Here is a 20,843-nt window from a genome sequence, read left to right as displayed (position 1 = left end):
TCGGTTTAAATTTTACTAGACATGCCTTCTGTCCTCATATATACTTTGAATATCAAAGTAATTTTATCTTATAAAATACAATAAACCAGGAGTTGCTGCAATGAAATTACCTTCACTTAAAATTGGCAATTTAACAGTTGTAGTTCCTATAATTCAGGGAGGAATGGGTATTGGAGTATCCCTGTCATCTCTCGCATCAGCAGTTGCAAACGAGGGCGGAATCGGAATAATATCCGCAGCTCAGATAGGGTATATGGAAGAGGATTTTGAAACTAATAATAAAGAAGCAAATATAAGAGGCCTGATAAGTCAGATTAGAAAAGCGAGAACGCTTAGCCCTAATGGAATAATAGGCGTTAACATAATGGTTGCCATGAATAATTACAGAGAAATGGTAATCACCGCCGTTGAAGAAAAAATCGACCTGATAATTTCAGGAGCTGGACTTCCCATGGATTTGCCTGAAATGGTGAAAGGCTCAGCTACAAAGGCTGCTCCTATTGTTTCTTCAGGAAGGGCAGCGGCACTTATTTCAAAGGTATGGGATAAGAAATACTCATATGTACCTGATGCAGTAGTCGTAGAAGGCCCAAAAGCCGGAGGACATTTAGGTTTTAAATTAGAACAGCTTGATGAAATAGAAAACTATGAATTAACGGGGATTGTTAAAGAAGTTATTGAAGTTTTAAAGCCCTATGAAGAGAAATATAACAAGAAAATACCGGTGATTGCAGCTGGGGGAATTTATACCGGACAAGATATTGCAAAATGTTTAAAGGCAGGAGCAGCTGGAGTACAGATGGCTACCAGATTCGCAGCAACTGATGAATGCGATGCGGATATTAAATTTAAAATGGCTTATATACATGCTAAAGAAGAAGATATTGGGATAATAAAAAGCCCTGTGGGGATGCCGGGAAGAGCTGTTGGAAATAAATTTTTGGATGAAGTTTCCAGGGGAGACATTCAAGTTAAGAGATGCTTTAACTGCATTAAAACTTGTAACCCTAAAAATACCCCCTATTGTATTACAAAAGCATTAATAGAAGCAGTAAAAGGAAATGTTGACGAAGGACTTATCTTCGTTGGTACAAATGCTTACAGAGTTGATAAAATAGTGCCCGTGAAAGAGCTTATGGAAGAGCTGGTATCTGAGGCAGAGGCGGCTTTATAATAAATTTAATCAGATGGCTCCCCCTGCCGTCACCTGCTTTCTTTGAGCTCAAATCGCTTCACGCGCAGATAAGCGCATTATCTATGAGATGTATGCCGTCGAGCTGAACCGAAATCAAAAGACGCCCCTCGTCGATAACCGACTCGAGCGGTTTCAGCGTCATCGGGTCCACAATGGCAACATACCCGATGGAAAGCATGCCATCACATCGAAGCGTCAAATAATTGGTAACGTCGCGCACGATCTCGGCACACATCACCTCACCTTTGGCACACAAAGATTGCGCGAGCACAATCGATTCGTACAACGAACATGCCCCCTTGCGTTGCTCGACGTTGAGATAACGATTGCGACTCGAAAGGGCAAGACCGTCGTCGGCGCGCTCGATGGACACTCCGATCACTTCGACGAAAAGGTCGAGATCGGCGGCGAGCTGCCGAATGATTGCGAGTTGCTGATAATCTTTCTCGCCGAAATACGCACGATTAGGCCTCACGATGTTCAAAAGCTTTCCCACCACGAGGCATACACCGGCGAAGTGCGCCGGGCGCAATTCACCCTCCCACAGAGTCGCCAGTTCGCCGGGGTTAATTTGCGTTCTCGTCAATCCCCCGTCGTTGGCGTTCATCTGCTCGATGGTGGAGTCATACATCTCGCCCGCCGTCGGGGCGAAGACGCCGTGCACCCCAAGTTCTTCGAGGAGCACACAGTCCTCCTCGAGAGTGCGCGGGTATTGCGAATAATCCTCATCATGTCCGAATTGCGTGGGATTCACGAATATCGATACTATGACGATGTCATTTTGCATGAGCGCGTAACGGACCAATGTCAAATGCCCCTCATGAAGGGCGCCCATGGTCGCCACGAATCCGACGGTCTTTCCCGCACTATGTGCGTTCTCACTGAAACCGTGAACCGCCGACTTGGTCTTAAATATATGCATTCTTCATTTCCTCAGCTCTTCGATGCTTTGTGCCACGTCGGATGCCAAATGCGTCGATTGTTCTTCGCCGGGAAACTCCCCGGCCTTCGTCTCAGACAAGAACCGCCCAAGAGCGTCAGCGGCAATCTCCTCCACATGGGCATATCGCTTTGCGTGTTTGGGCTGAAAGGTGCCCAAACCCATCAAGTCATGAAATACCTGGACCTGACCGTCACAACCGATTCCGGCTCCGATACCGATTGTGGGAATGGAGAGCGATGCGGTGATGTGTGCAGCCAGCTCTGTCGGAATGCACTCCAAAACCACGGCAGAAGCGCCCGCCTCTTCGACTTTGTGCGCTTCTTGTACCAGGAGCAGCGCCGGTTCTTTTGCGCGACCCTGCGAAAAATACCCGCCGAGAGTGTTGATGGATTGAGGAGTGAGCCCGAGATGCGCGATGACGGGAATACCGGCCCGGCTCAGTCCGCCGGTGAGCTTGAGCGTAAGATCGGTCGCTCCTTCGAGCTTCACTGCCTGCGCGCCACCCTCTTTGACCAATCTGGAGGCATTGCGCATGCCCTCTTCATAGGACACCTGAAAACTCATGAAAGGCATATCCGCGATCACAAAGGCGTGATGAGAAGTGCGCGAAACGATTTTGGTGGAAAAGAGTATGTCGTCGAGAGTGACGGGAACCGTCGAATCATATCCCATCATGGTCATACCCATAGAGTCACCGATGAGAATCGAATCGATGCCGGCTTCGTCGACGAGACGTGCTGAGTGAAAATCGTACGCCGTACACATGACGATCGGCTCACGCCGGGCTTTCATTCGTGTTAAATCTTTTACGGTTATGCGGTGATCGACGTTTATCGTGTCCATGATTATTTCGAGCTCCTGTCCGGTACGCCGTCGCAGCCGTTGTTCGGGTCTGCGCGGTCCTCCTGTTCGGAAATTATTCTTACCTTCTTCTATTATTGCAGGTTTAACAAAACCTTCAGAGCTTGCACACCATTTACATCAACGACATTCCTTGTTCTGTGCTTGCAGCGCCCATTTTCGGTGTGATTTCACCGATAACGCCTCGCACGCGCCCCCTCTCGGCCTTTGCGCGTGCCACCACCCTTCCATCCGGCAAAATGAGGTTTGGCTCGATTTCAAGGAGGGGCTCTGTCACAAACGCCCTCTCTGCGATACCCGCATGGGGGACCTCGAGCTCGGGAGTTTTATATATCGTGTCTCCATAAAGCAAAAGATCCAAATCGATGATGCGCGGACCGTTCTCCTCCAATTTGACACGGCTCATTTTTTGCTCGATATATTGAATTTCTGCAAAAAGAGCGAACATCCCGAGTGAGGTTTCCAGTTTCACAACGGCATTGCCGAAACTTTGTTGGTCTGTTTTATATGCCGGCTCCGACTCGAGCGCCTGCGAGGCATTCGTAATATTCGCGTGCGGAATCCGCCGTAAATGACCGACTGCGTTCCGTAAATTCTTCAGTCTGTCACCGATGTTGGTGCCCAGAGCGATATAGGCCGACACCGGCTTGCTTTCCCGTTCGATTGCGGTTTTCGTTTCCTCGACGTTGTGAACCCGAACGATTGACGCTCCGTGATATATGAGGTCAAGCGCGATTTGCGCAGAAGGAATGTCGCGCAATGCAGGCTCGGCGATACCGGAAAGACGTGCGATGAACTTTTTGCGGGAAACTCCGACGAGCACCGGATAGCCGAGATTCACGATGCGGTCCATATCCCCCAGCAAAAGGAGATTATGCTCATAGTTTTTGCCGAAACCGAACCCGGGATCAAAACAAATGCGACCGCGATCTATGCCGTGACGCTGCAATTCGGTGCTGCGTTGCTCAAGGAAGGTGCAAACCTCGCGGATGACGTCATCATAGACCGGATCGGTCTGCATCGATTTGGGCTCCCCTTTCATGTGCATGACGACGAGGCCGACTTTGCTGCCCGCGACGGCATCAATCATTTCAGGGTCGGTGAAACCGGATATATCGTTTATGATGTGTGCTCCGGCGGCGATGACGGCACGCGCTGTTTCAGCGTTGCGCGTATCCACCGAAATCGGCACACCACAACCTGCTAGACCTTCGACGACCGGCACGACGCGAGCCGTCTCAACCTCGGGACTGACAGCACTCGAGCCCGGACGAGTCGACTCACCTCCGATATCGAGGATCGTGGCTCCTTGGGCGATGAGTTCGCCGGCATGCGTTATAGCTGTCTGTGTATCGATGTAGGCGCCACCGTCTGAGAACGAGTCCGTGGTGACATTGACAATCCCCATAATTTGGGGTGTGCCCGTGTCGATCTCATACTCGGCGCATTTCCAGATTGAACTCATATGTATTGACTTCTTACGTTCGATTATTTTCTCGAGCCTATGAGAGCCATGGCCTCTGCGCGCGTTCGCGAATCCGTTTGAAACGATCCGCGAACCGCCGACGTCACCGTTTTCGTCCCGGGCTTTCTCACACCGCGCATCGACATGCAGAGATGCTCGGCCTCTATGACCACGAGCATCCCCAACGGATGGAGGTTTTCCACGATGCACTCCGCGATTTGAGAAGTGAGTCGCTCCTGTATCTGAGGCCGACGCGCGTAAGCATCCACGACGCGCGCAAGCTTGGAGAGCCCACAGATTTCCCCGGACGGGCCCGGAATGTAGGCGATGTGCGCCACCCCGAAGAAAGGAGCGAGATGGTGCTCGCACATCGAATAGAGCGGAATGTCTCTCACGAGAACCATATCCTGATGGTCCTCGTTGAAGAGCACATTGAAATACTCCGCCGGATCTTGCTCGAGCCCGGCACAGATTTCCTCATACATGTTCGCGACACGTTTCGGAGTGTCCAAAAGCCCCTCGCGAGCGGTATCCTCCCCGATCCCCTCGAGAATGAGTCTTACGCCCTCTTCGATTTTTGCCTTATCCATACGCGCACTCTCACATCGGTAGGTGTTACAAATTACGATTTATGCCTCATCGTTTACTTCACTGTCTTGGGGCGCGAAGATGATTCCGGGTCCCTCGGCGGCTTCGACGGGAACTTCTTCTCCCGTGTGCGACTCAAGATATTCATCCCACTTATTGTCGAGAATCGCCTTGAGCGCATCGCCTTCGAGCGTTTCACGCTCGATCAACAAGGAGGCCATGAGATCGAGCTGTTCTTTGCGCTCGAGCAAAAGTGCATGCGACTGGGCGAAACCGTCCGTCACTAAACGAGAAACCTCGTTATCGATGATGGCCGCCGTTGCATCACTGTAATCGGCGTTGGCGGAGAAGTCGCGGCCGAGGAACACTTCGTGCTCGGCCTCACCGTATGCTTGCGGTCCGAGCTTTTCGCTCATTCCGAAGCGAGTGACCATTTGCTTTGCTACTTTCGTCGCACGCTCGATATCGTTTGAAGCACCGCTCGTGACATCTCCGATGGCGATATCTTCTGCCGCGCGACCGGAGAGAAGAACCGCAATATTGTCGGTCAACTCACGCTTCGACTCGAGGAAACGATCCTCGCCCGGTAATTGCCATGTCAAACCGAGCGCACGGCCTCGTGGAATGATGCTCACCTTGTGAACGGGGTCCGCATCCGGCAAGACATGCCCGACTATCGCATGTCCGGACTCGTGATAAGCGATGATTCTCTTCTCTTTTTCAGAAATCAAACGGCTTTTGCGCTCGGGACCGGCCATCACGCGGTCGATTCCTTCTTCGAGCTCCTCCATGTCGATTTCCACCTTATTATGACGTGCCGCAAGCAGGGCCGCCTCGTTGACGAGGTTGGCCAAGTCGGCGCCGGTGAAACCAGGCGTGCGTCGGGCGAGCACGGAAAGCTTGAGATCCTTTGCAATCGGCTTATCCTTGACGTGAATTTCCAAAATCTGCTCACGCCCTTTGAGATCGGGACGATCGACGACGATTTGGCGGTCGAAACGACCGGGGCGCAAAAGCGCCGGATCGAGAATGTCGGGGCGGTTCGTCGCAGCGATGAGAATGACATTGTCGGTGACTTCGAAACCATCCATTTCGACGAGCATCGCGTTAAGCGTTTGCTCACGCTCGTCGTTCCCACCACCGAGTCCGGCGCCGCGACGGCGTCCGACTGCATCGATTTCGTCGACGAAGATTATCGAAGGACTCTCGGCTTTCGCCTGTTCGAACAAGTCACGGACACGACTTGCGCCGACTCCGACGAACATCTCGACGAAATCGGAGCCCGAAATCGTAAAGAACGGCACGTCGGCTTCGCCGGCGACTGCACGAGCCAGTAACGTCTTGCCGGTGCCTGGAGGGCCCACCAGCAAGACTCCCTTCGGAATTTTCGCTCCGAGTTTTTGGAATCGTGCCGGGTTGGCCAAGAACTCTTTGATTTCTTCGAGTTCCTGAATCGCCTCGACTTCTCCGGCGACATCTTTGAAGGTGACGCGCTTGCTTTCCTTATTGTTGCGCTTCGCCTTCGCCTTGCCGAAGCTCATTACCTTACCGTTTCCGCCGTTCATCTGGCTGAGGAAAAACACCATGATTCCCGCCAAGAGAATGAAGGGCAGTACAGAAGTCAGAATCGTCACCCAGATACTCGGGCCGGAGTTATCGATGGTGAATTTACCGAGAAGATCTTTTTGCGCGAACTCGGTAAACGAATCCGGTCCCGCCCAAGAGGATTTGAATTTCCCCAGACCCGCCGGGGTCGTCGGGGCGGTCGGCGTGCCGCCGGAGAACAACGACAGTAGGCCGGTATCCGAAGTTTTACTGCCGGTCGTTTGCACCGTAGCGGTCGGAGATACCGAATCCCCCGTCCATCCGTGTGCGATTGCTTTGCTTTTTGCCGCGTCGGATTCCCAATACGTTCCCGTGAGTGTGCCGTCTTCGGTCACATACGTCGCCGACTGAATGAGCCCGTCATGAGCCATGGACACAAACGTGCCGGTTTCGAGTTTGATAGGTGTTTTATTGGCGGTAACCGACCCGTCGAGCTGACTGGCGACAAGCCACGCGAAAGCGGCAAGAATCACCAAGTATATAACGACTGTTTTAAAATTCTTGCTGTTCAAATCGGGTAATCTCCTTAATCAGAGTAAACTTCAGGCTTGAGCACACCGATATAGGAAAGCCCTCGGTAGCGCTCCGCATAATCGAGTCCGTAGCCGACTACAAATTCGTTAGGAATGGTGAAACCAACATACTTTACCTCAATTTCGTTCTCACCGCTACGGTCGCGGTCCTTCAAAAGACACGCCGCGACTTCGACCGATGCAGCACCGCGTGCTTCGAAATTTCGCATGAGGTACTTCAGCGTGAGGCCGGTATCGAGTATGTCTTCGACAATCAAAACATGACGGTCGGCGAGTTCCACATCGAGGTCCTTGAGGATACGGACAACCCCCGAGGAATCACGCTGATTTCCATAGCTGGAGACGGCCATGAAGTCCATCTCGAAATCACAGTCCAGTTCGCGCGAAAGGTCGGCAAGGAAATACACCGCACCTTTCAAAACCGCAACGAGAATTACGTCTTTATCGCGATAATCTTGCGTTATTTCAGCACCCATCGCTTTCGTGCGAGCCGCAAGTTCCTCGGCGGTGATGAACACCTTTGCGATATCGGGGTGTATCTCATGCATGTAAAGTCGGTCCTCTCCCCATCAAAAATAAACTGCCTTTAAGATATGGTCAGTGCTCTTGCATTGGCCGCGTTCATAACTCTTCTCTTGTCACCCACTCGATTCGCCAGGCGCGCTTCGTCTCTTGCGTAATCTTATAACGGTCATCGAGTGTTTGCCCGGCAGCCCAAACTACTTGCGAAGCATCACGCACAATCGGCACGAGAGCCCTTTGTTCCTTGGGAACTTTCGCATCGATGAAAACGTCGGAAAGCAACTTGCTTCCCTCCATCCCCAAGGGGTGCATTCTTTCTCCGATGCGAGCGGGGCCCGCGGAAAGCGAACCCAAGAACACATCAGCATCCACCGTCGCCGAAAAGAGGTCGACGTAAATTTCGTCGACTCCCACCTCTTCGAGGTACAACTTCCCTGCCGCTCCGAGGTCGGTTTCACCATCGACATTGAGAATGGTATCCTCCCACGTCTCGATGGGACGTTTTTTGCTGACTTTCAGTGTACCGTACCTTACCTCGGCGCGCAGGTTGTCGGGCAAATCCTGCACATAACTATCACAGTCGAAATGGTCGACGAGATTTTGAATGTGAGACGCGTCTATCCGAGAAGCCTCGGGAAACATTTGCAAAATCCCGCTGCGGAGCGTGCGACGAGCCATGGTCTGTTCGAGTGTGCGCATGAAGTTTATGTTGAATACGATATGTTCACCGACCACGCGGTCATCGGAAAAATCCCGAGCGAATTGATTCGCCATAGTGGAAAGCAACGTATCATCGTCAGAAAGAAGATTCATGGTGCGTTCCAAGGCACTGCGAAATGACGGGTTGAGCTCTTCACATGCGGGAATGATGTTTGTACGGATGAACGCGCGCGTACGGGTGACATCCTCGTTCGACTCGTCTTCGCACCAAGAAAATCCAAGCGATTCGAGCCACTCACGCAACTCCCTGCGGTCGCATCCGATGAGCGGACGCACGATTGCACCCCGCTTGGCATGCGTGGAGCCGAGTCCCCCGGTACCGGCACCGAAAAGCGCTCGCGAGAAAAATGTTTCGACGCGGTCATCGCGGGAGTGACCGGTCACGATTTTACCTTGCGAACGACGTGCATTCTTATCCTCGCAGAGCTGTTCGACGAGCTTTTCGGCCGCGGCATAACGGACCCTGCGGCCGGCATCCTCGAGGTTTAATCCGTCCTTTTGCGCGAAAGCCACCACATCGACACGCTGCACCGTACAAGACACGCCGAGTTCCTCGCAGAGCGCAACGGCGAATGCCTCATCGGCGCTCGCCGTTTCTTTACGAATGAGGTGATTGACATGCAACGCATGAACGTCGATTTCGAGTTCGCCGGCAAGTATTGTCAACACGCGTAACAGCGCCACCGAATCGCCACCGCCCGAGAGCATAACCAGCGCCGTGTCACCCGGAGCGAACAGGGATTCGCGCTCTATTGTCTGTTTGATTTTTGCTATAAGATTTTCCATGATTCAAGTATATCGGTATAGCGTCTCACATGCAGAATGAATGGAAAAGTGGACCCCTGAATGGGGCCCACTTAGATTTCACCAGCCTATAAGCATAGGTACTTCGCCTAGTCGACGAGTTCCATGATGACCATGGGAGCTGCATCGCCCTTGCGAGGTCCGAGCTTAAGGATGCGAGTGTATCCACCCTCGCGACCCGCGAAGCGCTCGGCAGCGGTAAAGATTTTGGCTACGATCTCTTTGTCACCGATGGCGGTGATGGCGAGACGACGTGAATAGACATCGCCTTTCTTTGCGAGAGTAATAACCTTATCTACCAGCGAACGAACCTCTTTAGCGCGGGTCTCGGTAGTCTTAATGCGGTCGTGTGTCAAAACTGCAACGGCAAGGCCTTTAAGCATAGCCTTGGTATGCGCTGAGTCAGTTCCGAGTTTGCGACCTCTTTTAAGGTGCCTCATTTACAATTCTCCTTTAAGCCTTAAGACCCAAGCCCATATCGACGAGCTTGTCTTTGACCTCTTCAATTGACTTAGCGCCAAAGTTTCGTACGTTGAGAAGGTCGTTCTCACTGCACTCGACCAGTTGGCCGATGGTATTGACGCCCTGACGCTTCAAACAGTTATACGCACGAACCGAGAGATCCAAGTCTTCGATGGGAGTATCGAGTCGACCGTTGTCGGTCTCATCGATCTCGACGAAAATCGAATCCTCATCGATGGGTGCGATTGTCTGCGCAACGAACAACTGCATATGCTCGTTGATGATTCGACCGGCACGTGCAATCGCATCGTCCGGTTCAATCGAGCCGTTTGTCTCAACTTCAAGAGTAAGCTTCTCGTAGTCGGTACGCTGACCGACGCGAGTGTTTTCAACCGTATAGGTACAACGGATGACCGGCGAGAACAAAGAGTCAACCGGAATAACGCCGATTTCGTCGGTGGCGCTCTTGTTGCGATCGGCGGTCACATAACCGCGACCGGTGCCGATGCGCATTTGCATGGACAGCGCGGCCTTGTCGTTGAGCGTTGCAATAACGTGCTCTGGGTTAACCAACTCAAACTCTGAAGGAACAGCCAAGTCGGCGCCGGTTACGACACCGGGACCTTCTGCACGAAGGCTTGCCGTGACTGCTTCTTCACCGATACCGGTGTCAGCAAAAATCAAACCTTTGACGTTGAGAACGATGTCGGTGACATCTTCGCGAACGCCTTTAATGGTCGAAAACTCATGCTGAACACCATCGATACGAATCGAAGTAGCAGCGGCACCCTCAAGTGATGACAACAGTACGCGACGCATACCATTGCCTAGAGTATAGCCAAAGCCCCGATCAAGCGGTTCGACAACATAGCGAGCTACATTGTCTGCCAACTTATCTGCCGTGACAGCGGGCCTCATGAACTCTGTCATATTAAGCCTCCTGAACTTACTTACGATTCATAATTACTTGGAATAAAGTTCGACGATGAGGTGCTCTTTGACCGTGATATCGATCTGATCACGGTTCGGAAGCGCGATAACGCTTCCCTGGAGTTTCTCAATGTCAACTTCAAGCCATCCCGGAACACTAGAACGCTCTGACGCAACGATGGATGCCTTAACGATAAGGAGGTCCTTTGACTTCGTAGCAATCGCAACCAAATCGCCCGGACGAACGCGGTATGACGGGATGTTCACGCGCTTGCCGTTGATGGTGATGTGACCGTGACTGACAATCTGGCGTGCCTCATCGCGAGAACGGGCAAAACCGAGACGGTAGACGACGTTGTCGAGACGAATCTCAAGAAGACGAAGCAGGTTTTCACCTGTAATGCCGTCTTGACGGCTCGCCAATACGTAGTAACCGCGGAATTGCTTCTCGAGCATGCCGTACATACGCTTAGTTTTTTGCTTCTCACGAAGCTGAATGCGGTATTCACTGTCGCGCGGACGCTTCTTACCGGCCTGTCCAGGCGGGTAAGGACGACGCTCAATGGCGCATTTATCGCCAAAGCAACGGTCGCCTTTAAGGAAGAGTTTTTCTCCCTCGCGGCGGCACAGACGGCAGTCCGCCCCTGTGTAACGTGCCATAACTAGGCACTCCTCTCGACTATATTAGACGCGGCGACGCTTGCGCGGGCGACATCCATTGTGCGGAACGGGCGTGCAGTCCTGGATACTTGCAATTTCAAGTCCAGCGGCCTGCAGTGAACGGATGGCAGTCTCGCGACCGGAGCCGGGGCCCTTGGCGAATACTGCAACTTTACGCATACCGTGCTCTTGGGCGGTCTTTGCGGCCGCCTCTGCAGCGAGCTGGGCTGCGAACGGGGTTGACTTGCGTGAACCCTTGTAGTTTGAGGTACCACCGGATTGCCATGCAATGACATTGCCCAGCGGATCGGTGATAGTCACAATCGTGTTGTTAAAAGTACTCTTGACGTGAGCTTGTCCAACGGCGATGTTCTTACGCTCGCTGCGCTTTACTCGAGTACGTGCATTTTTCTTCGTTGCCATTGTTAGTTGCCCTTCTTCTTAGCACCGATTTGGCGCTTCGGACCCTTGCGAGTACGAGCGTTCGTGTGGGTGCGTTGACCGCGGACCGGGAGTCCCTTGCGGTGGCGAAGGCCACGATAGCAACCAATCTCCATGAGTCTCTTGATGTTTTGCTTCACTTCGCGCCGGAGGTCGCCCTCGACGGTAAAGTGCTTGTCAATGTATTCACGGAGAGCTGTGACCTCTTCTTCGGTGAGGTCATGAACACGGGTATCTGGATTTATTCCAGTCTCTGCCAAAATCTTTTGGCTAGTGGTCAAACCGACACCATAGATGTAAGTTAGGCCGATCTCAACACGCTTGTCGCGCGGGAGGTCGACACCGATAATACGAGCCACGTGTGCTTCCTCCTAGCCCTGACGCTGTTTATGGCGCGGGTTCTCACAAATGACGAACACGCGACCATGGCGCCGGATAATTTTACATTTGTCACACATTTTCTTGACCGAAGGACGTACCTTCATTTTTTTAACTTCCTTTCGGTTCCTTAACTAAAGAAATCTATCTCCTCGTCCAACCGCAGACGATTATTGTCCTATCATACGAGTGTGCACACCGCATTCCCGCCAAAAATCGCAGGAGTACGTCGAACTATCGCACCGTGGAAAAATTACTTATAACGATAAGTAATACGCCCACGTGCCAAGTCATAAGGAGAAAGTTCGACTGTCACCTTATCACCGGGAAGTATGCGAATGTAGTGCATACGCATTTTACCCGAAATATGCCCGAGAACTTTGTGCCCGTTTTCAAGTTCCACCCTAAACGTTGCATTAGGCAGGGCCTCGACGACGGTGCCTTCCAGTTCGATTGCCTCTTCTTTTTTTGCCACAAACATTCCTTAAATTAAAACATACAGGGACACGCGAAGGTTAATAGTACCACCATCATCACTCTTGCGTCAAGATAACGGGTCCATCTTCGGTAATGGCGATGGTGTGCTCGATTTGAGCCGAATATTTATGATCGCGCGTAACGACGGTCCACCCATCGCGAAGTGTTTTGACAGCGTCCTCGCCTAGGTTGAACATGGGCTCGATTGCCAAGCACATCCCGACTCTCAAAAGCGGCCCCGACCCGATTGACGGATCGTAATAGTTGGGAATATTCGGATCCTCATGCATATCTCTGCCGATGCCGTGGCCGACATATTCACGCACGATTCCAAGGCCGGCTTCATCGGCGACGGCACCGACTGCGGCGCTCACATCACCGAGATGATTGCCGAGGAAGGCCTGCGCTATTCCGGCATACAAACCTTTCCTCGTCACATCGATCAGTCGCTGCGACTCGGAATCGATGTGCCCGATTCCGACGGTATTGGCGTTATCGCCCACATAGCCCTCGAAAATTGCACCGACGTCGACGGTAAGGATATCTCCTTCACGAAGTTTCGTGTGTTTCGAAGGAATACCGTGTACGACCTCATCGTTGATGCTTGCGCAAATCGTTGCCGGAAAACCGCCGTACCCCAAGAAAGCCGGTATTGCCCCCTCGGCTCTGATCACCTCTTCAGCGATTGAATCGACCTCGGCTGTCGACATGCCGGGCTTCGCGGATTCACACGCAATGCGAAGAGCCCGAGCGCTGATGCGCCCGGCCTCTTTCATGACTTCAAGTTCACTTTTCGACTTGATGATAATCAAAACGAGCTTAGGCCTCCAAAACTGCTTTTACGTCTGCCCACACGACTGCGACGGGACGATCGCCGTCGATTGTGTGAAGCACACCTTTTCCACCGTAATAATCGATAAGCGGCAACGTCGACTTCGCATAGACATCGAGACGATTGCGCACCGTCTTCTCATTATCATCTTCACGCTGATAGAGCTCGCCGCCACAAACGGAACAGGCGGCTCCTTCCGATTCCGAGGTGATACGTCCGCATGCGCGACACGTGCGACGAGAAGTGAGACGACCGATGATGACCTCGGAATCGACATCGACAGCGATTGCCGCCGAAATCGATTTGCCCAAATCGGCGAGCTCTTCATCGAGCGCGACGGCCTGCGCGGTCGTGCGGGGGAAACCGTCGAGGATGAACCCTTCTCCTGTATCTTTTTGTGACAGGCGGTCTTTGACCAATCCGATGACGACCGCATCCGGAACGAGGTCGCCGGCATCCATAAACTTCTTGGCTTCCAATCCGAGCTCCGTCTTGTTTGCGACGGCTGCGCGCAAGATGTCACCGGTTGAAATATGTGGCAACTTGTACTTGTCGATGATATTTTTCGCCTGAGTACCTTTTCCCGCACCAGGCGCGCCGAGTAAAACGATGTTCATGTAGAAATCCTTTCAACGTCGATAGAGTAAGCGCGAACCTCAGCACACGCTTTATGGCCTCCGTAAATGATACAACAACTTTCGCCCCGTACGCGGTGCTCTGATGGCGAGAAGGCATGAATAGCTCACAAACGTATTGACTCCTTTTCTCTTTCGAGTCATACTATACGAACAGATGTTCGCTTACGGGGAGGAACCATTGGCTGATCGAGTGATTTTGCATTCAGATATGAATTGTTTTTATGCGAATGTCGAATGCTTTCATAACCCGGAGCTCCGCGATAAACCCGTCGCGGTCGGAGGCGACGAAGATAGCCGTCACGGTATAGTGCTCGCGAAGAATGAAATCGCCAAGAAGTGCGGCGTTAAAAGTGGCGAAACGCTGTGGTCGGCCCGTAGCAAATGCCCGGCACTCGTAGTCGTTCCTCCCAACTATCGTCTTTATTTGGAATACTCGCGATTGGCACGCGAAATCTATTACGACTACACCGATCAAGTCGAACCTTTCGGCCCCGACGAGGCTTGGCTCGATCTCACCGGTTCGATGCGACTTCTCGGCCGCCCGCCTCTCACTATCGCGCAAGAAATCAGCCAGAGGGTGAAAAGCGAACTGGGCGTGACGGTATCCATAGGCGTCAGCTGGAACAAAGTATTCGCCAAATTCGGCAGCGACTACAAAAAGCCGGATGCCATAACCTGCATAACCCGTGAAAACTATCGTGAAATCGTATGGAACGCACCGGCCGAAGAAATGCTTTATGTGGGACCGGCGACGAAGAAAAAGCTTGCAGCTTGCGCGATTTTCACCATAGGAGAAATCGCGCAAGCATCGACGGTGCGCCTGACGAACAGACTGGGAAAAATGGGGTACATTTTGCAAAGCTTTGCACGCGGAGAGGACAGTTCACCCGTCAAGGTTCTCGACCCTCTGCGCTCCGGCGTCGATTATGAGATGAAGAGTATCGGAAACGGCCTCACGACACCGCACGACATAACCACTCGAAGCGATGCGAAAGCTCTCGTGTACCTGTTGGCCGAATCAGTGGCTCATCGGATGCGCGAGCACAAAGTAAAGGCACGGACCGTGAGCGTATCCCCGCGCACTTCCGATGATTTGCATAGTTTCACAAGACAGGCAAAACTGGTCGCGCCGAGCAACATCACAGCGGAAATAGCCGCATGCGCCTTTCGGCTTTTGGAAGAAAACCATCACATCGACGATTTCCACCCGTTGCGTGCGATTAGTATTCGCGCCTCCGACTTCGTCGATGCCGACGCCCCGATGCAGCTCGACCTCTTCTTACCCGAGGCGGATCGCTGCCGCATGGAGTGTTTGGATACCGCAATCGATGAATTGCGCAGACGCTTCGGGAACCATATCGTCAGGCGCGCGACATCGCTTTGCAACACAAGCATAAACGAGGCCGATGTGAAGCGCGATAACATCATACATCCGATAGGATTCTTCAATAATTAACGCGCTGCACTACGATGACGACGGGAACGAACGACTGAATGCAGGATGGGACACAAAATAATACAGAACCGAATCGGCGCAAGCACTACGTCGAGGTCGTCGCGCGGTACGACACAGAGGGCGGCATCACCCCCCTTTCCATCACATGGGATGATGGGCGCGTTTTCGAAATCACCCGAATTCTCGACGTGCGGCGAGCGGCGTCGCTACGCGTCGGTGGCCGTGGCATCCGCTACCTCTGCAAAATCGGAGAACGTGATTCCCACCTCTACTTTGAAGATCCCGCGTGGTTCGTCGAGGAGAAATGGTCTTGAAATGTAATCTTGCGGAAGAAAAGAACGGCCCCCGCACAATGCCGAGGCCGTTCTTTTCAATTACGTATATAGAACTCTTTCGCCTATTTGAAGAACCCTTCGTAATGACGCATCTTCAGCTGGCTTTCGACCTGCGTCATGGTTTCGAGTGCAACGCTTACCATAATCAAAATCGAGGTACCGCCGAACTGTTGAACGAGCGTGTTACCGGTCGTCGCAAACAGGATCGAAGTTCCGACTGCGATGATACCGAGGAAGAGCGCACCCGGCAAAACGATGCGGTTCATGACACGCTCGATGTAAGCGGTTGTCTGCGCCCCCGGTCGAATGCCGGGAATGAATCCGCCTTGCTTGCGAAGGTTATCCGAAAGCTCGAGCGGGTTGAAGATGAGCGCCGTGTAAAAGTATGAAAAGAATACGATGAGAGCAAACGTAATCGTCCAGTTGACCGGGCCGGAGGCGACGGCATTCGAAACTGTCGTGATCCATCCGACTTTCGGGAAAAACTGCGCAAGTTGAACCGGAACCTGCAAAAGCGCGATTGCAAAGATAATCGGCACGACGTTTGCCCCGTTCACCTTCAGGGGAATATACGTTCCCGACCCTCCGAATACACGACGTCCCACCACGCGCTTGGCGTATTGAACGGGAATCCGGCGCTGACCGCGATCGATGAAAATGACCGCGGCGATAACGAACAAAACGACGAACAAAATGAACAAGGTCGCCGGCACGCTTTTCAAAGTCAAGGAACTTGCCAAAGCCTGAGGAAAACGAGCGACGATACTCACGAATATGATGATCGACATGCCGTTTCCGACACCGCGCTGTGTGATGAGCTCCGAGAGCCACATGATCAAGGCGGTACCGGCAAGCAACGAAGCGACGATCATTATGCTCGTCACAACTGGCGGGATTGCCGCCGATTGCACAATGGAGCCACGGAACAAACCGAGATAAGCGACTCCCTCGAAAAGACCGATACCCAATGTGAGGTAACGGGTATATTGGGTAATCTTACGCTGTCCCGATTCGCCTTCTTTTGCAAGTGCTTCAAGAGTCGGTACGGCCGCCTGAAGGAGCTGCATGATAATCGATGCGGTGATGTAGGGCATGATGCCCATTGCGAACACGGCAAAGTTCTCAAGTGCACCACCGGTGAACATGCTGAGCATGCCCAGAGCTGCGCTGCCGCTGACTTGAGAAGCAATCGCATCCAAGTTCACACCCGGGACGGGGATAAAACACCCAATCCGGTAGAGCGCAACGATTATCAAGGTAAACAGGATTTTCTTGCGAAGATCCGGAACCTTGAAAGCATTAGCGATAGCGGAAAGCACGATTAACCGACCGTCCCTCCTGCGGCTTCAATTTTAGTCTGAGCAGACTTTGAAACCTTGTCGACTTTAATAGTAAGTTTTTTAGTGATTTCACCGTCACCGAGCACTTTTACGGGAGCTTTGAGCGCCGAACGAATGGCGCCTCTCTCCGCAAGGGCCTCGGCGGTTACCACTTCGCCGTTAGCAAACAATTCTTCGAGACGCCCGACATTGACGACGGCGTATTCGACACGATTGCGACTCGTGAACCCTCCTAATTTAGGAAGACGCATATACAACGGAAGTTGTCCACCCTCGAATCCTGGGCCTTTTCCTCCACCTGCACGTGAAAGTTGTCCGTTTGCACCGCGACCGGATGTCTTACCGTGGCCTGAACCGTGTCCGCGACCTACGCGTTTACGGCTCTTGCGTGAACCGGGGGCTGGGAATAAATCATGAATCTGCATAATCTTTTAATCTCCTTGTGTGCGCTTCTCTAGGGCAAACCATTTTGCCCACACCAGCAGCTCGCCGCTGGCAACTACCTACACATTACTTCTAACACGCCAAAACCCGACGGTTAAGTCGGGTTGGCAAAAACACCGTTTTAAAGCTCTTCCACCTTGACGAGGTGCTTCACTTTAAAAATCATCCCACGAATCGCCGGCGTATCGGTTTGTTCGCGCGAGTCGCTTATTCGCTTCAGACCGAGAGCCTTCAACGTAGCTCCTTGATCGGATTTGTAGCCGATTGAGCTTTTCACCTGAGTAATCTTCAGAGTCTTTTGGGTAGCTTTCTTTGCAACCATCATTAACCCTCCTGACCGTATACTTCTTCGACGGTCAAACCGCGACGATCGGCAACATCTTGCGCAGACTGGATAGACTGCAAACCGGCAGCCGCAGCCTTGACGATGTTGAGAGCGTTAGCGGAACCGAGCGACTTGCTCAAGACATCGGTCACACCGGCAAGCTCGAGAATAGCTCGAACCGGACCACCGGCAATGATGCCGGTACCGGGTGCTGCCGGCTTGAGGAGTACGCGTCCTGCGCCGAATTCGCCGATAACTTCATGCGGAAGCGTACCGTTGACGACAGGAACCGTGAACATGTTCTTCTTGGCATCATCGATACCCTTTTTAATGGCATTGGGCACTTCGGCGGACTTGCCCATACCTACGCCTACCTTGCCCTTGCCATCTCCTACGACTACAAGAGCGCTCAGAGAGAAACGTCGTCCACCTTTTACAACCTTTGAAACTCGGTTGATCTGGACAACCTTCTCCTGGAGCTCAGAAACCTGTGTTTCTCTACGCGCCATGAGTCCTCCTAGAATCTAAGGCCGGCACTACGAGCGCCGTCCGCGAGAGCTTTTACCCTACCATGATAGACGTGACCGCCACGATCGAAAAGAATTTCCGTGGCACCCGCCTCTACCGCACGCTTACCGACGGTCTCACCGACGAGCTTTGCAGCCGCAATGTTGCTACCGTTGTTCTTAAGCTTCTTTGAAAGCTCTGCCTCGTTGGAAGCAGCAGCAGCCAAAGTCTTACCTGCGACATCATCAATCAGTTGAGCAGAGATGTGTGCATTACCACGCACCACTCGGAGACGCGGACGTTCCGCGGTCCCGGTCAGCTTTGCGCGCACGCGTCGCTGGCGTCGTGCCAACGAAGCAACTTTTGCCTTCATTTTGTTCATTTAAGCTCTTCTCCTCGCATTTACCGGGACTGTAACCCCGGACGGGTGCTTTTACTACTTAGCAGCCTTGCCCAACTTACGACGGACATGCTCGCCTGCATAACGAATACCTTTGCCTTTGTAGGGCTCAGGCTTACGCCACTTACGAACGTCTGCCGCAACTTGGCCGACACGCTGCTTATCAATGCCCTTGACTTTAATTTGTGTGGGGACAGGGACTTCGAATGTAATGCCGTCTTCAGGCGTGATGATCACAGGATGACTGTAACCGAGCGCAAGATCGAGATCCTTGCCTTTAAGGACGGCACGGTAACCGACACCGACGATTTCCAGGTTGCGTTCGTAGCCTTCGGTGACGCCAACTACCATATTATTGAGGAGCGAACGGCTGAGACCGTGCAATGAGCGAGCCTCGCGAGTTTCCTCCTTGCGAGCAACGATGATCTCGTCGCCTTCGCGTGTAATGGTGACCTCGTCGACGAAGGTACGGGACAGCTCTCCGAGCTTACCTTTGACCGTAACGTCTTGACCGTTGATTGTTACTTCTACGCCGGCAGGAACCGGAATAGGCATCTTACCAATACGTGACATAAGTGCTCTCCTTCCCGGATCGATTACCAGACGTAAGCGATGACTTCGCCGCCGGCGCCCGCTTTGCGAGCGGCACGGTCCGTCATTACGCCTTGTGAGGTAGAAATTATTGCAATACCGAGACCTCCGAGAACGCGAGGCAGGTCATCTTTTTTCGCGTATACACGCAAACCAGGCTTTGAGATTCGGCGGATACCGGTGATGGTACGCTCCTTCTTCAAGCCATATTTCAAGGTAATCTCAAGTGTATTGACCGGAGTACCCTCGGCTACTTGGAAAGCTATTATGTAGCCTTCCTTTTTCAGTACCTTTGCAATGTCGACAAGTTTTTTACTTGAAGGCATCGAGCAGGTCGCCTTGACAGCACTATTCGCGTTACGAACGCGAGTAAGCATATCGGCGATCGGGTCTGTCATGCTCATTGTTTTTTCCTCCTATGGTTCGGGATGATACCGTGCTGAGGTTCGCGTAAACCCGTGGAATACGCGCTACTCATACGAATCTCTACGGGATACGTAAGTACGTCGCGGTAACAAATATTGAATGAATTACCAGCTTGCCTTACGTACACCGGGGAGCTCGCCACGACTTGCCAACTCGCGCAAGCAGATGCGGCAAAGTCCAAACTGGCGATATACGCTGCGTGGACGGCCACAACGAGTGCAACGAGTTTGACGGCGACTTGAGAACTTCGGAGTTCTCGCAGCCTTAGCGATCATCGATTTCTTAGCCACTTTCTAACCTCCAATTTCACGGCACCTAATGTGCCGAAAATTACTGAATCGTTCTTACTTCTCACCCTTGAAAGGGAAACCGAAAGCATCGAGCAGAGCCTTTGCGCCCTCATCGTTTTGCGAGGTCGTCACAAACGTGACATCCATACCACGAGTACGGTCGACTTTATCGTATTCGACTTCGGGGAAAATGAGTTGCTCGGTAATACCCATCGAGTAGTTGCCACGTCCGTCGAAACTCTTCGCAGAAAGTCCGCGAAAGTCGCGAATACGAGGAATCGCGGTTGCCAAAAGGCGGTCGAAGAACTCCCACATACGGTCGCCGCGAAGTGTCACTTTGCAGCCGATAGGCATTCCCTGACGGATTTTGAAGCTCGCGATGGACTTCTTGGCACGAGTAATCATCGGTTGCTGGCCTGTGATGACACGAAGGTCCTCCATGGCGGCGTCGAGCTGCTTGGATTCGGTGACCGCAGCACCCACGCCCATGTTGACGACGATTTTTTCGAGATGCGGAATCTCCATCACGTTGTTGAAACCAAGTTGCTCTTTCAGAGCAGAAGCAACCTCTTTATCATATTTCTCTTTAAGCCTTGGGACCATCTTCACAAAACCTTTCTTCTGGGGCTTTAAGCACAGGATTTCTGAACCTGTGCCTCCCTGCAATCACGCAAG

Annotated in this window: 28 protein-coding genes; 3 read left to right on the top strand and 25 right to left on the bottom strand. The window is 52.4% G+C overall.

The window, feature by feature from the left end:
* Window positions 1-100 precede the first annotated feature (100 nt).
* The gene (locus JJE36_04095; protein ID MBK5211476.1) at window positions 101-1,174 is read left to right on the top strand and encodes a nitronate monooxygenase; all 1,074 of its coding nucleotides are present in this window, start codon (window positions 101-103) and stop codon (window positions 1,172-1,174) included.
* Window positions 1,175-1,232: 58 nt separating this feature from the next.
* Here JJE36_04095 and JJE36_04090 read toward each other — a convergent pair whose 3' ends face one another.
* The 16 genes from JJE36_04090 to JJE36_04015 all read right to left on the bottom strand — a co-directional run bounded on the left by JJE36_04090 (window position 1,233) and on the right by JJE36_04015 (window position 14,033).
* Window positions 1,233-2,117: a pantoate--beta-alanine ligase gene (locus JJE36_04090; GenBank protein MBK5211475.1), complete on the bottom strand. Its 885-nt coding sequence runs from the start codon at window positions 2,115-2,117 to the stop codon at window positions 1,233-1,235.
* A gap of 3 nt (window positions 2,118-2,120) precedes the next feature.
* Window positions 2,121-2,981 carry a 3-methyl-2-oxobutanoate hydroxymethyltransferase gene (gene panB / locus JJE36_04085; GenBank protein MBK5211474.1) on the bottom strand — a complete coding sequence of 287 codons (861 nt, stop codon included), beginning with the start codon at window positions 2,979-2,981 and terminating at the stop codon, window positions 2,121-2,123.
* Window positions 2,982-3,114: 133 nt separating this feature from the next.
* Window positions 3,115-4,464 (bottom strand): dihydropteroate synthase, encoded by a 1,350-nt coding sequence (gene folP, locus JJE36_04080; GenBank protein ID MBK5211473.1) that lies wholly within the window; start codon window positions 4,462-4,464, stop codon window positions 3,115-3,117.
* A gap of 23 nt (window positions 4,465-4,487) precedes the next feature.
* Window positions 4,488-5,054 (bottom strand): GTP cyclohydrolase I FolE, encoded by a 567-nt coding sequence (folE, locus tag JJE36_04075; protein MBK5211472.1) that lies wholly within the window; start codon window positions 5,052-5,054, stop codon window positions 4,488-4,490.
* A gap of 39 nt (window positions 5,055-5,093) precedes the next feature.
* Complete coding sequence (gene ftsH / locus JJE36_04070; GenBank protein ID MBK5211471.1) at window positions 5,094-7,028, bottom strand: ATP-dependent zinc metalloprotease FtsH; 1,935 nt, start codon at window positions 7,026-7,028, stop codon at window positions 5,094-5,096.
* A gap of 155 nt (window positions 7,029-7,183) precedes the next feature.
* Complete coding sequence (gene hpt, locus JJE36_04065; protein MBK5211470.1) at window positions 7,184-7,738, bottom strand: hypoxanthine phosphoribosyltransferase; 555 nt, start codon at window positions 7,736-7,738, stop codon at window positions 7,184-7,186.
* Window positions 7,739-7,811: 73 nt separating this feature from the next.
* Window positions 7,812-9,218: a tRNA lysidine(34) synthetase TilS gene (gene tilS / locus JJE36_04060; GenBank protein MBK5211469.1), complete on the bottom strand. Its 1,407-nt coding sequence runs from the start codon at window positions 9,216-9,218 to the stop codon at window positions 7,812-7,814.
* A gap of 107 nt (window positions 9,219-9,325) precedes the next feature.
* Window positions 9,326-9,676, bottom strand: a complete 351-nt coding sequence (gene rplQ / locus JJE36_04055; GenBank protein ID MBK5211468.1) for a 50S ribosomal protein L17 — start codon at window positions 9,674-9,676, stop codon at window positions 9,326-9,328.
* Between the two features lie 13 nt (window positions 9,677-9,689).
* The gene (locus tag JJE36_04050; protein ID MBK5211467.1) at window positions 9,690-10,628 is read right to left on the bottom strand and encodes a DNA-directed RNA polymerase subunit alpha; all 939 of its coding nucleotides are present in this window, start codon (window positions 10,626-10,628) and stop codon (window positions 9,690-9,692) included.
* Between the two features lie 33 nt (window positions 10,629-10,661).
* A complete protein-coding gene (gene rpsD, locus JJE36_04045; protein MBK5211466.1) occupies window positions 10,662-11,288 on the bottom strand; it encodes a 30S ribosomal protein S4 in 627 nt (208 codons plus the stop codon).
* Between the two features lie 24 nt (window positions 11,289-11,312).
* Entirely contained in the window at window positions 11,313-11,711 is a 399-nt protein-coding gene (gene rpsK, locus JJE36_04040) for a 30S ribosomal protein S11 (GenBank protein ID MBK5211465.1), read from the bottom strand.
* A 2-nt stretch (window positions 11,712-11,713) separates the two neighbouring features.
* Window positions 11,714-12,088: a 30S ribosomal protein S13 gene (rpsM, locus tag JJE36_04035; GenBank protein MBK5211464.1), complete on the bottom strand. Its 375-nt coding sequence runs from the start codon at window positions 12,086-12,088 to the stop codon at window positions 11,714-11,716.
* A gap of 12 nt (window positions 12,089-12,100) precedes the next feature.
* On the bottom strand, window positions 12,101-12,214 hold the full coding sequence (gene rpmJ / locus JJE36_04030; GenBank protein ID MBK5211463.1) for a 50S ribosomal protein L36: 114 nt from the start codon (window positions 12,212-12,214) through the stop codon (window positions 12,101-12,103).
* A gap of 146 nt (window positions 12,215-12,360) precedes the next feature.
* Window positions 12,361-12,588 carry a translation initiation factor IF-1 gene (infA, locus tag JJE36_04025; protein ID MBK5211462.1) on the bottom strand — a complete coding sequence of 76 codons (228 nt, stop codon included), beginning with the start codon at window positions 12,586-12,588 and terminating at the stop codon, window positions 12,361-12,363.
* 52 nt (window positions 12,589-12,640) lie between these two features.
* Complete coding sequence (gene map / locus JJE36_04020; protein ID MBK5211461.1) at window positions 12,641-13,396, bottom strand: type I methionyl aminopeptidase; 756 nt, start codon at window positions 13,394-13,396, stop codon at window positions 12,641-12,643.
* Window positions 13,397-13,403: 7 nt separating this feature from the next.
* Window positions 13,404-14,033, bottom strand: a complete 630-nt coding sequence (locus JJE36_04015) for an adenylate kinase (GenBank protein MBK5211460.1) — start codon at window positions 14,031-14,033, stop codon at window positions 13,404-13,406.
* Between the two features lie 199 nt (window positions 14,034-14,232).
* Here JJE36_04015 and JJE36_04010 point away from each other — a divergent pair, with 199 nt between their 5' ends.
* Window positions 14,233-15,510 (top strand): DNA polymerase IV, encoded by a 1,278-nt coding sequence (locus JJE36_04010; GenBank protein ID MBK5211459.1) that lies wholly within the window; start codon window positions 14,233-14,235, stop codon window positions 15,508-15,510.
* A gap of 38 nt (window positions 15,511-15,548) precedes the next feature.
* Window positions 15,549-15,824 (top strand): hypothetical protein, encoded by a 276-nt coding sequence (locus tag JJE36_04005; protein ID MBK5211458.1) that lies wholly within the window; start codon window positions 15,549-15,551, stop codon window positions 15,822-15,824.
* 83 nt (window positions 15,825-15,907) lie between these two features.
* Here JJE36_04005 and secY read toward each other — a convergent pair whose 3' ends face one another.
* The 9 genes from secY to rplE form a co-directional block, all read right to left on the bottom strand.
* Window positions 15,908-17,164 (bottom strand): preprotein translocase subunit SecY, encoded by a 1,257-nt coding sequence (gene secY, locus JJE36_04000; GenBank protein MBK5211457.1) that lies wholly within the window; start codon window positions 17,162-17,164, stop codon window positions 15,908-15,910.
* A gap of 2 nt (window positions 17,165-17,166) precedes the next feature.
* Window positions 17,167-17,610, bottom strand: a complete 444-nt coding sequence (rplO, locus tag JJE36_03995; GenBank protein MBK5211456.1) for a 50S ribosomal protein L15 — start codon at window positions 17,608-17,610, stop codon at window positions 17,167-17,169.
* Between the two features lie 140 nt (window positions 17,611-17,750).
* Entirely contained in the window at window positions 17,751-17,951 is a 201-nt protein-coding gene (gene rpmD / locus JJE36_03990) for a 50S ribosomal protein L30 (protein MBK5211455.1), read from the bottom strand.
* Window positions 17,952-17,953: 2 nt separating this feature from the next.
* Window positions 17,954-18,463: a 30S ribosomal protein S5 gene (gene rpsE / locus JJE36_03985; GenBank protein ID MBK5211454.1), complete on the bottom strand. Its 510-nt coding sequence runs from the start codon at window positions 18,461-18,463 to the stop codon at window positions 17,954-17,956.
* A gap of 8 nt (window positions 18,464-18,471) precedes the next feature.
* A complete protein-coding gene (locus JJE36_03980; GenBank protein ID MBK5211453.1) occupies window positions 18,472-18,843 on the bottom strand; it encodes a 50S ribosomal protein L18 in 372 nt (123 codons plus the stop codon).
* Between the two features lie 54 nt (window positions 18,844-18,897).
* On the bottom strand, window positions 18,898-19,434 hold the full coding sequence (rplF, locus tag JJE36_03975; GenBank protein ID MBK5211452.1) for a 50S ribosomal protein L6: 537 nt from the start codon (window positions 19,432-19,434) through the stop codon (window positions 18,898-18,900).
* Between the two features lie 23 nt (window positions 19,435-19,457).
* The gene (gene rpsH / locus JJE36_03970; GenBank protein ID MBK5211451.1) at window positions 19,458-19,856 is read right to left on the bottom strand and encodes a 30S ribosomal protein S8; all 399 of its coding nucleotides are present in this window, start codon (window positions 19,854-19,856) and stop codon (window positions 19,458-19,460) included.
* Between the two features lie 126 nt (window positions 19,857-19,982).
* Window positions 19,983-20,168, bottom strand: coding sequence for a type Z 30S ribosomal protein S14 (locus JJE36_03965; GenBank protein MBK5211450.1), 186 nt, complete (start codon window positions 20,166-20,168; stop codon window positions 19,983-19,985).
* 54 nt (window positions 20,169-20,222) lie between these two features.
* The gene (rplE, locus tag JJE36_03960; protein MBK5211449.1) at window positions 20,223-20,771 is read right to left on the bottom strand and encodes a 50S ribosomal protein L5; all 549 of its coding nucleotides are present in this window, start codon (window positions 20,769-20,771) and stop codon (window positions 20,223-20,225) included.
* Between the last annotated feature and the right edge of the window lie 72 nt (window positions 20,772-20,843).

This window comes from Coriobacteriia bacterium (assembly GCA_016649875.1).
Taxonomy (GTDB): Bacteria; Actinomycetota; Coriobacteriia; order WRKU01; family JAENWW01; genus JAENWW01.
This window is presented reverse-complemented; position numbering and strand designations above follow the sequence as displayed.

Excerpts from the sequence above, each read along its gene's own strand:
- rplQ (MBK5211468.1), bottom strand. The coding sequence starts at position 9,676 with ATGAGGCACCTTAAAAGAGGTCGCAAACTCGGAACTGACTCAGCGCAT.
- rplE (MBK5211449.1), bottom strand. The coding sequence starts at position 20,771 with ATGGTCCCAAGGCTTAAAGAGAAATATGATAAAGAGGTTGCTTCTGCT.
- folP (MBK5211473.1), bottom strand. The coding sequence starts at position 4,464 with ATGAGTTCAATCTGGAAATGCGCCGAGTATGAGATCGACACGGGCACA.
- rplO (MBK5211456.1), bottom strand. The coding sequence starts at position 17,610 with ATGCAGATTCATGATTTATTCCCAGCCCCCGGTTCACGCAAGAGCCGT.
- panB (MBK5211474.1), bottom strand. The coding sequence starts at position 2,981 with ATGGACACGATAAACGTCGATCACCGCATAACCGTAAAAGATTTAACA.
- JJE36_04095 (MBK5211476.1), top strand. The coding sequence starts at position 101 with ATGAAATTACCTTCACTTAAAATTGGCAATTTAACAGTTGTAGTTCCT.
- folE (MBK5211472.1), bottom strand. The coding sequence starts at position 5,054 with ATGGATAAGGCAAAAATCGAAGAGGGCGTAAGACTCATTCTCGAGGGG.
- JJE36_04090 (MBK5211475.1), bottom strand. The coding sequence starts at position 2,117 with ATGCATATATTTAAGACCAAGTCGGCGGTTCACGGTTTCAGTGAGAAC.
- JJE36_04005 (MBK5211458.1), top strand. The coding sequence starts at position 15,549 with ATGCAGGATGGGACACAAAATAATACAGAACCGAATCGGCGCAAGCAC.
- rpsH (MBK5211451.1), bottom strand. The coding sequence starts at position 19,856 with ATGAGCATGACAGACCCGATCGCCGATATGCTTACTCGCGTTCGTAAC.
- JJE36_04050 (MBK5211467.1), bottom strand. The coding sequence starts at position 10,628 with ATGACAGAGTTCATGAGGCCCGCTGTCACGGCAGATAAGTTGGCAGAC.
- JJE36_04015 (MBK5211460.1), bottom strand. The coding sequence starts at position 14,033 with ATGAACATCGTTTTACTCGGCGCGCCTGGTGCGGGAAAAGGTACTCAG.
- infA (MBK5211462.1), bottom strand. The coding sequence starts at position 12,588 with ATGTTTGTGGCAAAAAAAGAAGAGGCAATCGAACTGGAAGGCACCGTC.
- rpmJ (MBK5211463.1), bottom strand. The coding sequence starts at position 12,214 with ATGAAGGTACGTCCTTCGGTCAAGAAAATGTGTGACAAATGTAAAATT.
- rplF (MBK5211452.1), bottom strand. The coding sequence starts at position 19,434 with ATGTCACGTATTGGTAAGATGCCTATTCCGGTTCCTGCCGGCGTAGAA.
- ftsH (MBK5211471.1), bottom strand. The coding sequence starts at position 7,028 with ATGGCTCATGACGGGCTCATTCAGTCGGCGACGTATGTGACCGAAGAC.
- rpsK (MBK5211465.1), bottom strand. The coding sequence starts at position 11,711 with ATGGCAACGAAGAAAAATGCACGTACTCGAGTAAAGCGCAGCGAGCGT.
- tilS (MBK5211469.1), bottom strand. The coding sequence starts at position 9,218 with ATGGAAAATCTTATAGCAAAAATCAAACAGACAATAGAGCGCGAATCC.
- JJE36_03980 (MBK5211453.1), bottom strand. The coding sequence starts at position 18,843 with ATGAACAAAATGAAGGCAAAAGTTGCTTCGTTGGCACGACGCCAGCGA.
- rpsD (MBK5211466.1), bottom strand. The coding sequence starts at position 11,288 with ATGGCACGTTACACAGGGGCGGACTGCCGTCTGTGCCGCCGCGAGGGA.
- rpmD (MBK5211455.1), bottom strand. The coding sequence starts at position 17,951 with ATGGTTGCAAAGAAAGCTACCCAAAAGACTCTGAAGATTACTCAGGTG.
- hpt (MBK5211470.1), bottom strand. The coding sequence starts at position 7,738 with ATGCATGAGATACACCCCGATATCGCAAAGGTGTTCATCACCGCCGAG.
- rpsE (MBK5211454.1), bottom strand. The coding sequence starts at position 18,463 with ATGGCGCGTAGAGAAACACAGGTTTCTGAGCTCCAGGAGAAGGTTGTC.